Raw genomic sequence first — 13,785 nt, forward strand, 5'->3', positions numbered from 1 at the left:
TGGAGTTTAGGACTTCAATCAAGCTTCACGTTTTAATACTTGCAGCAAATATTGCCCATAGCCATTCTTGGCCAATGGGACCGCTAGTTTTTCTAATTGTGCCGCATCGATCCATCCCTGCTTGAATGCTATTTCTTCCAGACAGGCAATTTTCAATCCTTGCCGATGCTCAATCGTGGCAATAAACTGACCCGCATCCAGTAAAGATTCATGAGTGCCCGTATCCAACCAAGCATAACCACGTCCCATAATCTCTACACTCAATGCAGACCGCTCCAGATAAATACGATTCAAGTCAGTGATTTCCAATTCATTACGTGCCGATGGTTTCAGGCTTCTGGCGTAATCAACCACATGCTGGTCATAAAAATACAGACCTGTCACGGCATAGTGGGATTTCGGTTGTTGAGGCTTTTCTTCCAAATTGATCACACGCCCCTCTGTATCAAATTCAACCACGCCATAACGCTCTGGGTCATGGACATGATAAGCAAAAACACTGGCGCCTTCCGTACGTTCCATGGCGTTGGTTAGCAAATGATGAAGGTCGTGTCCATGAAAAATATTATCGCCCAGCACCAGTGCTGAACAATCATTACCAATAAACGATTCACCAATGACAAAGGCTTGCGCAAGACCATCGGGTGATGGCTGTTCGGCATAAGATATATTCACTCCCCACTGATGGCCATCACGCAGCAGTTCTTCATAGTTTCCAACATCACGCGGTGTTGAAATAATCAGAATATCCTGAATTCCCGCTAGCATTAAGGTACTCAGCGGGTAATAAATCATGGGCTTATCAAATACTGGCAGTAATTGTTTGGATACTGTTTGGGTAACTGGATAGAGCCGCGTACCGGAACCACCTGCGAGGACAATTCCTTTTCGCCGGAAAGGCTTGGATTTTAAAGAATCTCTTGTTATATATGAGGTACTTAGTGTTGGCATAAATAAAAATCCCGAGGTTCACAAGCTCATGAATAAATACTTTCATCCGCTAATCCATTAACAGACCGTTGAAAAACGTTTTCGAGGCAGCCGATACAAGGCAAAAACAGGCGAAAAAGCGCAGTTTATGCGTAATAAATGAGCATTTTGAGCCTGTTTTTAACACCGTAGCGGCAACGCAGATAGTTTTTCAACGGTCTGTTAAAAATGGATTGTACTATATCTGTTCCCCATTCCTGATAACTGCGCGCTGTAAGAGCCAATGAATGTTCATGTAAAATGATTCATTATGATCCACCCACAACCATACTTCCGTTTGCTCAGCAGGCTTGTTTCTCATTGGAAATTACTTTCGCTTGCGTTATTTGCCATGCTGATCATAGCAACAACTTCAGCCTCATTACCGATACTCATCAAACAGCTACTCGATAGCACTTTTATTCAAAAGGACTCAGCACTCCTCCAGACGACATTGCTCGCAATGATCACATTGTTCATTGTACGTAGCGTTGCAAGCTCGATCAGTATCTATACGACTACTAAAGCCAGTGGTCAATTAGGTATTGATCTACGCAGGGATATGTTTAATAAATTGCTGACACTGCCGGTCAGTTTTTATACGCATTTTAATAAAAAAAGCGAGGTCGACAGGCTGGTTTCCTCCATTAATCAAATTACTCACCATACGACCCGGCATATCACTATCCTGGTTCAAGATGGTTTGACAATTATTGGACTCGTTATTTGCATTCTCTATCTCAATCATGAACTTACACTACTACTGCTGCTGGTATCACCATTACCGATATTGATTATCCAAATGACTCATGATCATTTAAACAAATTCAACCAGAAAAATTTATGCGCGTCTGACAATCTCATTCAGCATTTACTGCAATCCATTCAACATTGCAGAGAAATCCGCTTGAACGGTGGGCAAGACCATGAAAGTCATCGCCTTAGTAAAATCGCTGAACCCATCTACCATGCGGAAATACAGCAAGCCCTGAGTAGAGCAGTGCTCATCCCTGCAGGTCAAATAACCATTGCATTAATTTTGATTGCAATGATCTACTTTCTCACGCAACAAATACCTGATAATCCATTGAGCTTGGATAAAGCGGGTGCATTTTTAGCAGCAGCGTTACTATTTATTAACCCCATCCAGCGCATCGCGAACACTCCCAAGCAACTTGAGCAAGATCAAAGAAATATAGAAACTCTATTTTTATTTCTTGATCAAGTATCTGAACAGGATACAGGTACGCGAAGCCTCGAGCATGTTGCTGGAAAATTGACATTTGAACAAGTACGGTTTTGTCACGATACGCAAACAAAACCCATTCTGAGGCATCTCAACCTCACCATAAAACCCCATGAAGCGATTGTTTTCACAGGCTATACCGACGCTGAGAAAAACGCGCTCATTGACCTGGTTCTGCGTTTACGACAACCTACCAGTGGAAAAATATTGGTGGATGATCAACCGCTTACTGAGATCCAGTTAAATAACTTACATGCTAATATTGGCATCATTACAAAAGATGCTGCCTTATTGGATGAAAAGGTTGCCGGGAATATTGCTTATGGTGCCATGAAATGTGCCAGCGAAGCAAAAATTACCGCCGCAGCCCATGCCTCTCATGCCATGGAATTTATCCGGCAAATGCCGGAAGGCTTACAGACGCGGATTGGTAGAAACGGCGCTAGAATAAGTAAAGAACAGTGTCAGAAAATTGCTATTGCACGCGTATTACTTAAAAATCCATCCATCCTGATTCTAGATGAGATATCTGCGACTAACCAGCTCGATGCTGATGATTTATGCCATGCCTTGGAAAGGCTGATGCAAAACCGTACTACGTTGATTTTCAATCAAGATGTTCCGCATTTAAAAAAAATTGACCGAGTCGTTGTTCTGAAAAACGGCTGTATTACACAGAACTTCACCCAGGGAAACGCTGATTAATTGACTGCATGGGCGAATCGCTTCGTTGCGCGGTACTCGCTTCCTCGTCTATCTGATTGATATGTCTCGGTTGCTGCGTTCCGTGCGCCTAGCGCTTCATCACGTTCGCCGAATTAATCAGCGTTTCCCTAGTTTACTTGCACCTTTCTAACTGGTTCGAGATTAAAAGGTATATTAATGTGTTCCAGCTCTTTAGTAGTATATTCAGGAACCCACTTTGCAAGCTGGTCACGAACTTCTTGATCACTCAATACGGTAACTTTGCTTAGCCAAGCAATCAGATCAGATAACCATTGTTCATCAACCTGGCATGCCTGCGCAATCCGTAATTTTTCATGCGGGGTAGGCAAAGTATTCTCATTAGTTGCCAGTAACTCTTCATGCAGCTTTTCTCCAGGCCGCAGCCCGCTGAATACAATTCGAATATCATCTTCTCCCAGCCCGGATAAATGAATTAAATCATTTGCAAGTTCAACAATTTTGACCGGATTACCCATATCCAGTACAAATATCTCTCCCCCGCCTTTCGTACCCCCCATCAACCCAGCCTGTAAAACTAATTGCGCAGCCTCGGTAATAGACATGAAATAGCGCGTCATTTCTGGATGAGTGACCGTAATTGGACCACCCTTGGCAATCTGTTCACGGAATTTTGGAATGACACTGCCGGTACTCCCCAACACATTACCAAAACGCACCATTACAAAACAGGTAGGCTGCATCCGAATAGCTTGATCCAATCTTGTATGTTTTAAAATCGATTGTTGCAAAGCTTGGCATACCATTTCAGCCAGCCGCTTGCTTGCTCCCATAATACTGATCGGATTGACGGCTTTATCACTTGAAATCAAAACAAATTTTTCCACGCCAAAATTTATTGCCACCTGGGCCAAAACATATGTACCCAAGACATTATTCAGCAAAGCCTGGCATGCATTTTCCTGTTCCATCAGCGGTACATGCTTGTAGGCGGCTGCATGAAAAACCACCGAGGGTCGGAATTGTGTAAATATCTGCGTCATCCGCGCATGATCCTTGATGTCACCAATCAAGAACGACATGTTGATGTCAGGAAAACGCTGCGAGAATTCTTCCTGAATGTTATACAGGGCCAGTTCATTCAGTTCAAGAAGTACGATACGATCAGGATTAAAGATGATCAACTGTCGACATAATTCTGAGCCAATCGAACCACCTGCGCCAGTTACCAGAATCACTTTACCTGTCAGCAAACTATGTAATCCATCATTATCCAGAACCACTGGCGCTCTACCCAGCAAATCATCCAGCTCTATTTCACGAATCTTTGAGACCGTTGTTTTGCCGCTGATCAGATCAGCATAAGACGGCACAGTCATTGCTTTTACACCGATTTCCGAACACATCTCCAACGTGTGCCGATGTATTCGATGAGGAACGGATGGGATAGCAATAATGACATGGCCGACATTCAGCTTTTGCACCCATTGCGGTAATTCATTGATTCCGCCTAGCACGCGTACACCGAGTAAACGAGTACCCCATTTCCTGGGGTCATCATCCAGCATGCCAACCACATGCCAATCACGGCTTCTCGCTAAATCCTTAACCAGATTCATCGCAGTGTTACCAGCACCGATGATCAAAACCAGCTTTGCCTCGTAGCTCTCCAGTCCGTACAAGCGGTGCTCTTTCCAGGCGCGATAAGCCAAACGACTGCCGCCCATGATCAACAACAATAGCAACGGAGCGAGCAAGATAACGGAGCCGGGAATATTCGCCAATAGGTCAAGTAACCACAATACCAGCAATACCGTCGCCGTGCCGCTAACGACGGCAACAAAGATTCTTTTTAAGTCAGGTAAGCTGGCGTAACGCCACAATCCGCGGTAGAGTCCAAGCCATAAGAAGAAACTGGTCTGGATGAGCACAATCCAGGGCAGAACTTTTGGCAAAAATGCCAACGTAGTGGAAGGAATTTCAAAATTAAAGCGGAATAAATAAGCAAACCACCATGCCACAGCAACTGCAACAAGATCATGAGTAAAAGCAATCAGTGTGCGGATTCCGAATCTGCTTACAAACATACTATTCCTATTCTCGACCGGAATAATATTTCTGATTCCAATCAGAAATAAACATTAGTACCAGATAAATACCTCCCCAAATCGCGGTCATCCAATGTTGCACCGTTAGATCCTGCTTACCTGCCCACACAGCACTTCCACCTACTGCAAGCATCAATGCATAAGCTGCGAGCGCTGTGTTACGATGACCAAAACCGCTTTGTACAATGCGTTGATAATAATGCTCGCGATGAGCTTGCCAAATTCTTTCCCCACGCAACAAGCGTTTTATAATTGTCACTGTCGCATCTGCAATAAAAGGTGAGAATATCAGCAATGGCAGCCAGAATGACCATAGGTTATCGAGCCATCCAAGTATGCCGAACACAGCTGCCAGAAATCCGAGTGGAATAGCCCCGACATCTCCCAGAAAAATCCGTGCCGGATAAAAATTATGCAACAAAAAAGCCATCGCTGCGGCAGCTATTGAAAAATTGATCACCGCGAAATCGTAATTCCCGACCCAATAAGCAAATAAGCCGTAATATCCAAATCCAATAACCGTCATTCCCCCTGCCAACCCATCTGAGCCATCCATAAAATTATAAAGATTTGACATCCAAATCACTGCACCAGCCGTACATAATACAGTTATCCAACCATAGGTATCCAGTAGAAGAACGATAGAGAGACTCGCTGCCACAACACTTTGTATCAGTAACCGGCACCAGATCGGTAAATGCCAAATATCATCCATGAGTGAGATGAGGACTAACAAACTGATACCTATCCAAACCATGATAGGGATTGGCGCGGAGAACAACAGCCATGTAATGACCACCCCGCATAATAAGCCTAAACCGCCAATGCGAGGAACGGGTACCGAGTGAAGTGAACGTGAATTAGGATGATCCAGCACCCAGTCAATTTTGCTCTTTATCAATCCTGAAATTGAGAAGAAAGCGATAACAAATGATAGCAGTGGTGCTGTAATAACTGATAAGGGAGAATCCAAAACCATAGTGACAGGATTATCCATATAGATCAATAAAAAACACACGCCATTTTCTCATCATGTGTGACAAGAAAATGGCATGCGTCGTTAAACTGCCATTAATTCTGATAGTGCCTTAAAACATGGGATTGGCGGCATAACTTTGATGCGCTGCTGATGCAGCGGCACCGCGTTCTACTTTCATACCCATATCAGACAGCACACTTTCAAGTACATTTAAGCAAAAAAGCACATTCTCTACTCGGCTGGAAGTACCCATCAAACCAAAGCGCCACACTTTTCCGGCAAAATCGCCCAAACCAGCGCCGATTTCAAGATTGTAGTCATCAAGTAAGCGGCGGCGCACTTCTTTTTCATCCACGCCTTCGGGCACAAAAACAGAATTCAGCTGCGGCAAGCGATACTCTTCCTGAACTACATAATTCATACCCAATGTCGCGAATCCGGCTTTCAATGCTTCATAATTACGCCGGTGTCGCGCCCAGGAATGCTCCAATCCTTCTTCAGCCAGCATCAGCAAGGACTCATGCAATGCATACAGTGCATTAGTGGGTGCCGTATGGTGATAAGTACGCGTTGATGACCCCCAATAATTCAGCAGCAAGCTGATATCCATAAACCAGCTATGCACTTTTTCCTTACGATTTTTAACCAGATCGGTCACGCGCTCGGAAAAACTCACTGGTGACAAGCCTGGCGGGCAAGACAAACATTTTTGGCTACCTGAGTAAATTGCATCAATTTCCCATTCATCCACTTTAATGGGAGAACCGCCCAGGGAGGTGACAGTATCCACAATCGTCAAACAATCATGCTTACGCGCAAGCTCACACAAGGTTTTGGCATCCGATGAAGCGCCCGTTGAAGTTTCAGCATGAACAAACGCAACAATCTTTGCATCAGGGTTCTTTTTTAGCGCATCTTCGACTTTCTGCGGGTCGACGGGCTCGCCCCATTTATCTTCCACCACCACTGCAATACCGCCATGACGTTCTACGTTCTCAATCATACGTCCGCCAAAGACTCCGTTGCGGCACACAATGACTTTATCACCTGGAACAATCATATTTACAAAACACATTTCCATACCTACAGATCCAGGCCCGGAAACCGGAAAAGTCATGCGATTTTTGGTTTGGAACGCATAGCGCATCAAGCTTTTTATTTCCTCCATCATCTCGGTAAAGACAGGATCAAGATGGCCTAGCGTAGGACGTGCCATCGCATTCAGCACCCGCGGATGGGTATCCGATGGTCCTGGTCCCATCAATACACGCTGCGGTGGGTAAAATATTTTGACTTCTTTTTCTGGGCGAAAATCTTCGGTATTCATGAACAATCCTAAATTTATAGTGAGAATCTGATTTATTTTATAAAGTAAAAAGTATGGATTTTAACAAGGGAATGGGGATTTTACTATCACTTAAAGCAGCAGGTAGTCATAGCGCCTCAATTTGAATTTCGTTTTGTATCTCTCCCTCAATCTTTCAGCATTTGCAAATATGCTACAAGTTCAGCAGTTTTTTTGCCTCCTATTATTTATTTCTACTAAGTCTTTATAACCTCTTATACAATCGTCGAGCCTTAAAGGAAGGGGCTATGATTTTTGAGCAATATCGTTATTGAATTCTCAATGACAAGGCAAAAAGTCTTTCTATTCTTTAAATTCAACTTGCTCAAATTATTGTAGGCTTTGCATTTAATTTTTTATTAAATGAAGGGGGAAGTATATGGCAGCAGAATCTTTACTTGGTGGACTCGCTGATTCAATAAGCGCTGATACCATAAATCTATTGGATCAGTATCTGGCCGACACAGTTGAAGACAGTACAGAGTTAACCGAGTTAGGCGATGGTTCTGTATTGTTAGTTGGCACAGGCGCTAATGGTGAGACCCAAGGTGCAGTTGTCGCCGGCAATATTGCAGTGGCCACGCAAATTAATGCTGGGGTAATGGAACTCGCGATTCAACTGCCACCGGGTGTGAACATAGCTTTCGAAGGGCTGAGCGAATTAGCCACACCTGAAGAAATCGAAGCTTTCGTTGCAAGCCAGATCGATGATGCACTACCGCTGGACAGCACAGACCCCTCTGCGCTGGCACTCAATATCAGCTTGAAAAATGCACTTAGCAATATTACTAATGCCTTAATTAATCAAGGTATTGGTGAGAGTGTGTTAACGATTGTAAGCTTTTCCGGTGATTCCGGTTCGGATGCAGTTGGAAAACATATTCTAGGCTCTCTTGCTGCTGAAGTATCGAATACAACGGGTGAAACAATCGTATTTGATGCAACTGATGCTGCAAGCAATGAAGTTTTCGCACTTCTCCTAGGTGACATCCAGCAAAACGACATACTCCAGCTTCAAGGCGTCGAAAATGCAATGCTTGTCGGTTCCGGAACAGTACAAGTTGGTGATGACAATGATGTCAATCTGCAAGGCGACAACAGAGATCAGCACGTAACCGGCGGTGGCGGAAACGATACCCTGGTTGGTGGCGGTGGAAACGACACGCTGATCGGTGGTAGCGGTGATGATGTCATTGGATTCAATGCCCTAGGAAACTATACCATTGAAATCGGCGGAGCAGACAAACTAGCCTTCCAATTCGATGGCATTAATACATTAGACGACCTGCTTCCGTTTGTAACGGGTGTATCCGAAGCAGATGGCAACGTGACTTATGAGTTCCTGGATGGTGAAGCAACCATTACATTGGTGGGCATGACTGCTGACGAAGTAACCGCAGACATGGTTATTTTTAACTTGTAATATACCGTAAATACGGAAAGCCCACATGCCATGTGGGCTTTTTTATGATGCTCTCTCCGAAAAGCTATAAAGCGCCGTATCTTGCTCCCATTATTGTGCATAATGGGCTGCTCAGAGGCTACGCCTTTGTTTCGGACACCGAACTGCCTCAGGTCGACGTTCTCATCAATGGCAAACCGCTGACCAAGGTTTTTTGCAAACTCCCCATACCCAAGACTTATCAGGATGCGGCAAATAAACTTGACGACCGGGCAAAAGGCTTTCTGGTACCGTTACCGGCACAAGTATTCGATGGCGCTCCCCATGAATTGACCATCCGACTCTGCCTACCTGGACAATCTACCGGCAAATCCGCAACCGGTAACCCGAAACAGGGCTGGCTCATCGAAAACAAATTGACATTTCAATTCGGCGACCGCCATGGCCACGTCAACTATGTTGATCATCATTTTCAGGGTTGGGTTGCCTTCAATCAACGGCCAACTCCTCTGCCTCAGCTGACTCTCTGTGATCAGCAGGGAAACTGTATCAAGGAAGTTCCCTTGATTCCCCTGCCTGCTGCTGCCGGACAAGCTGGTAAATATCTGGCTAACTTCCGCATACCCCGTAAAAATTTACCGATTCCCCTGTGGATTCATTGTGGTGGAACCGAATTGACTGGATCGCCCTGCGAACCCTCAAAAAAGCTGGCCGGCTTTCTCGAAAGATTCGATAAAAAAGCTATTCGCGGCTGGGCTTTTGACATGAATAAACCGGCTGACCCGGTTGAACTGACTTTAAAGATCGATAACAAGATTTTTTCTTTTTTCCGCCCCAATATCCGCCGTTTTGACATTGCAAGGCATTTAAAATTATCAGATGAAGAACTAGGCATTGTCGGTTTCCAGATAACGCCGCCGGAAATCCTTTTCGATGGCAAACCACACCGCATCAGCGTCGAATTCACCGATTCAAGCCACCCACTGCGTGGCAGCAACCAGCTTGTCCAAATACCCAAAAATTACCTGACACTGGATGAAATCGCCCCTCCTCCGAAGCTGGCTCGGCGGTCCGCAAAAATTGCGCGGCCCAAGGCGCCGCTGGTTTCTGTCATCATTCTGAATCGCAACGGAGAAACGCCTCTCGCAACCCTGCTCGAAAGCTGGAAAGCAAAAAACAGCCTGACCAATATCGAATTTATCATCGTTGACCACGCGTCCGAAGACGAAAGCCTTAAATTGCTTAATCAATGGCAGTATCAGCTTCCTCTGCACATCATCCCGCTTTCATTTAACGACTCTTTCTCCGCATCGTGCAATCGCGCTGCCGCAGAGGCCCGCGGCCGATTCCTGCTGTTTCTGAACAACGACATTGTGTGGCTGCAGGATGCACTCCCACCCATAGTCGATGCCTTGGAAAAAGACCAGAAAATCGGTGCACTTGGCCTGAAACTGCTCAAATCAACCGATGATCACGAACAAGCATTCATGCAGGCACCCGTGCAGCATCTGGGCGTGCGCTTTAAGCTCTCCAACGGCGCTTATTGGCCGTATGAAGCTACCAACGATGACAAAAATGAAGCCGAATATTCCGCTCAAGTTGTTCCGGCTGTTACTGCCGCCGCCATGCTCTGCCGCAAGGAAGATTTTTTCCGTGCCGGGCAATTCGACCCCAGCTATTTTTATGGCTTTGAAGATGTTGAATTCTGCCTGCGCCTCGGTCACAAGCTCAATCGGAAAATCGTCTGCCGGAACGACCTGGTGGCGTTGCACTATCATGGGCATACCCGTTTATCGGGCCGTGCCGTGGATATCTTCGACCGCCTGGTAAACAACGCAAATGTCCTGCAAAAACAAGTTGGATTATGGTTAAAGCGAAATTACTGGACAAGCCTTTTCAGCAACGATAAAAATCTTACTACCGAGAAATTGACCATCGGTTTTATTATCGACGAAGCGCCGGCAAAAGACGGTACTACCCCGTTATCCGCCGATGCGAACAAGCTGGCCAGACAAGTGCTCCGGAATTATCCGCAAGCTCAAGTCGTTTTTCTTCCACCAAGCCGTGGCTGGTACAATGCCCGCAACCTTCATGTCCTCATCGTCGGGCATCCGGAATACGACATCGACAATCTGACAGCGCACCGGGAAGATCTGATCACGCTGGCCTGGATCAGGGATAATCCAAACCTGTGGTGTCAATTACCATGGTGGCCGCAGTTTGACGGTTATCTTGCGGCCAATTCGGCCATCGTAAGGCAGCTTGCCCCTACCATCGTCAACCCGATTGTAAAAACAAGCGCAACTTCCCCGCTCGGTCCCCTGTTCAACCCCCGGCTGCCGCCATTACGCATTGCTCTGTTGGTCTCCTCAAAAATGACGTCCCGACACGAAGCCCGTATCAGTGAGCTGCAGCAATCCTTAAAGGCGAATGGCGCGATAGTCTGGCAGGATTCACCCTCCTCCGATAGCGGCTCCAAACGGCTGGCCGATGTGCAAATCGCCATTCACCTCAACAAACGCCTGCCCGAAAATCTGCCTGCCCCCCAGTTTCATACCCTGAATATCCTCTGGGCGCCAGATGGCAGCAAAACGTTACATCCTGACGATGCGCAAGGATGGATGATTATCAACTCAATGCCACAAGTCAAATGGCTGCATACTGAAATAGAGAAAGCACTTGGAAATACTTTTCATCCATCCTAATTTTCCTGGGCAATTCCGCCGATTTGCCGCTGCACTGGCGCGTGAACCAGGCATGCGTGTGTATGGCGCCGGTGATGCCGGATGGATGGCGGAAACCGTACCTCTACCGGATATTCCCATCATTGCCTACTCTACGCCGGAGGAAGTCAGCAAAAATACCCACCCGTATGCCCGCAGTTTCGATGCTGCCGTCAAGCGCGGACAGCAAATTGTTCAGACATTGCTCACCCATAAAAGACAAGGGCTTGAACCGGACATCATCATTGCCCACCCCGGCTGGGGAGATGCCTTCTACCTGAAAGATATCTTCCCCGGCGCCACGATCATCGGCTTATTCGAATATTACTACCGCGTCAGAGGTGCCGATGTAGGCTTCGATCCCGAATTCCCGATGAATTTTGATGACATCTTCCGTGTCCGCAGCCTCAATGCCACCCAGTTACTGGCTCTTGAGTCTTGTGATATCGGCTATTGTCCGACGGCCTGGCAACGCAGCTGCTTTCCTCTTCATTACCAGCAGCAGCTTCATGTCATACACGACGGCATCGATACCCCCACGGTAAAGCCCGATGCAAACGCCACTATCACGCTCCCTGATGGATCAACCCATCGTGCCGGAGAAGAGATACTGACCTTCGTCAGCCGCAATCTTGAACCCTATCGCGGCTTTCATATTTTCATGCGGGCTCTGCCTCGTATTCTGGAAGCTCGCCCCGATTGCCAGGTTATTATTGTCGGCAGCGACGGTGTCAGTTATGGCAAGCAACCTCTTCCCGGTCAAACTTACCGTCAACGCTATCTGAATGAAATTGCGGACGAGATCGACCCATCGCGCCTTCACTTCACCGGACACCTTCCGTACAATGACTACCTCAAAGTATTGCAGGTATCCAGAGCGCATGTATACCTGACCTATCCGTTTATCCTATCCTGGTCCATGCTGGAAGCCATGTCAGCCGGTTGCCTGTTAATCGCCTCAGCCACTGCATCCGTGCAGGAAGTTATCACCGACGGCAGAAACGGTTTATTATTTTCGTTTCATGAGCCAACCACACTGGCCGACCGTGCCATTGAAGCGCTGAGCGAACCCGATCGTTATCTGGATATGCGCAAGGCAGCCCGCCAGACCATTATTTCCAGTTATGATTTCGAAACCGTCTGCTATCCAGCATTCACTCAACTCTTAAACCAATACAATCCATAGGAATCGATGAATGACGAAAACAACACTCACAGCCACACTCAAAGAAGCCGGCACTCTGCTTGAAAAAAGGGAATATACCAATGCAGAGTCCCTCTATCGCAAAGCGATGCAACTGCAGCCCGGCAATGCGGCCGCCGCCATGGGAATCGCCATGATTCACAACCGCACGGGACAACCCGAAGAGGCCCTCAAAATTCTCCAGAATGTATGGAAAGCGATTTCTGTTAGCAAGACAAAAAAAACCATCGTCCCCAAAGCAGCCGTTCTTGCCCAGATCGGTTTGGCACAACAGCAAACCGGACGGGTAATCGAAGCCCTGCAAAGCTTTAGGGGAGCCAACGAATTAAGACCCTCGACAGAACTTTCCAAGCTCATTCAGAATCTGGGAAATGCCGTTGAGAACCCTTATACCATCGAGCAGCTAGTCGCAAAAGCAGGTCAGCTACAGCACGGCGGCAAACTTGAAGAAGCCACTAAACTCTACCATACTGCTTTACAGCTTAATCCTGATCATCCGGAAGCCCTTCATGGCCTCGGGCTGGTGCTCCGTGCCCAGAAAGACCTCGATGGCGCACTTCCCCTGATCCAGCAAGCCATTATGCTGGCACCGGACCGGCCTGATTATTACAACGATCTAGGCATTCTCTTTCAGGAACGCGGCGAATTGGAAAAAGCCATCAGCTTTCACAAGCGTGCCCTCAAAGTCAAAGCAGATTTTACCCCCGCATTCATCAACCTGGGCGTCGCTTACAAGCGCATCGGCAAACTCGACGAAGCCATAACGGCCTACCGCCAGGCTATTCTTCTGCAACCCAATTCACCGGCTGCCCACAACAATCTCGGCAACCTTCTGCGCATCCAAGGCGATCTGACTGGCGCACGCAAGGAATTGAAACAGGCCATCAAGCTCCACCCTGATTACCAGGATGCCATTGAAAATCTGGCCACTGTCGAACAAGAGCTGAAACAAAAAACAGCTATTACTCCCAAAACCAGGAAACCGAAAACAAACAAAACAGCAAAAGCTGATTTCCTGTAGCGAAAATTGGCGAGAATGGCTGCTCTTAACCTTTTTCAGGCAAATGAATTCAACAAAATGAAAAATTACAAAATATCTAACCCTGATTGATCAGATAAGTCTGG

9 protein-coding genes are annotated in these 13,785 nt (G+C 46.6%); 5 read left to right on the top strand and 4 right to left on the bottom strand.

Features of this window, described 5'->3' with window-relative positions:
* Positions 1-18: 18 nt before the first annotated feature.
* Complete coding sequence (gene rfbA, locus BM021_RS06555) at positions 19-951, bottom strand: glucose-1-phosphate thymidylyltransferase RfbA (protein ID WP_090720104.1); 933 nt, start codon at positions 949-951, stop codon at positions 19-21.
* 289 nt (positions 952-1,240) lie between these two features.
* Between rfbA and BM021_RS06560 the strand changes: the two genes are divergently transcribed.
* Positions 1,241-2,920: an ABC transporter transmembrane domain-containing protein gene (locus BM021_RS06560; RefSeq protein ID WP_090720106.1), complete on the top strand. Its 1,680-nt coding sequence runs from the start codon at positions 1,241-1,243 to the stop codon at positions 2,918-2,920.
* A gap of 128 nt (positions 2,921-3,048) precedes the next feature.
* Here the strand turns inward: BM021_RS06560 and BM021_RS06565 are convergent, their stop codons facing one another.
* The 3 genes from BM021_RS06565 to BM021_RS06575 all read right to left on the bottom strand — a co-directional run bounded on the left by BM021_RS06565 (position 3,049) and on the right by BM021_RS06575 (position 7,313).
* Entirely contained in the window at positions 3,049-4,986 is a 1,938-nt protein-coding gene (locus BM021_RS06565; protein ID WP_090720108.1) for a polysaccharide biosynthesis protein, read from the bottom strand.
* Positions 4,987-4,993: 7 nt separating this feature from the next.
* Positions 4,994-6,025 carry an MraY family glycosyltransferase gene (locus tag BM021_RS06570; RefSeq protein WP_256207816.1) on the bottom strand — a complete coding sequence of 344 codons (1,032 nt, stop codon included), beginning with the start codon at positions 6,023-6,025 and terminating at the stop codon, positions 4,994-4,996.
* Between the two features lie 70 nt (positions 6,026-6,095).
* Positions 6,096-7,313, bottom strand: coding sequence for a pyridoxal-phosphate-dependent aminotransferase family protein (locus tag BM021_RS06575; protein WP_090720110.1), 1,218 nt, complete (start codon positions 7,311-7,313; stop codon positions 6,096-6,098).
* Between the two features lie 397 nt (positions 7,314-7,710).
* Here BM021_RS06575 and BM021_RS06580 point away from each other — a divergent pair, with 397 nt between their 5' ends.
* The 4 genes from BM021_RS06580 to BM021_RS06595 are packed head-to-tail and all read left to right on the top strand — an operon-like array spanning position 7,711 to position 13,681.
* Positions 7,711-8,754 (top strand): hypothetical protein, encoded by a 1,044-nt coding sequence (locus tag BM021_RS06580; RefSeq protein ID WP_090720112.1) that lies wholly within the window; start codon positions 7,711-7,713, stop codon positions 8,752-8,754.
* A 44-nt stretch (positions 8,755-8,798) separates the two neighbouring features.
* Complete coding sequence (locus tag BM021_RS06585) at positions 8,799-11,438, top strand: glycosyltransferase family 2 protein (RefSeq protein ID WP_090720114.1); 2,640 nt, start codon at positions 8,799-8,801, stop codon at positions 11,436-11,438.
* Positions 11,413-12,642, top strand: a complete 1,230-nt coding sequence (locus BM021_RS06590) for a glycosyltransferase family 4 protein (RefSeq protein ID WP_090720116.1) — start codon at positions 11,413-11,415, stop codon at positions 12,640-12,642. Before BM021_RS06585 ends, BM021_RS06590 begins: the two co-directional genes overlap by 26 nt.
* Before the next feature lie 10 nt (positions 12,643-12,652).
* The gene (locus BM021_RS06595; RefSeq protein WP_090720118.1) at positions 12,653-13,681 is read left to right on the top strand and encodes a tetratricopeptide repeat protein; all 1,029 of its coding nucleotides are present in this window, start codon (positions 12,653-12,655) and stop codon (positions 13,679-13,681) included.
* Positions 13,682-13,785 lie beyond the last annotated feature (104 nt).

It is taken from the genome of Nitrosomonas sp. Nm166 (assembly GCF_900112825.1).
Lineage (GTDB): Bacteria > Pseudomonadota > Gammaproteobacteria > Burkholderiales > Nitrosomonadaceae > Nitrosomonas.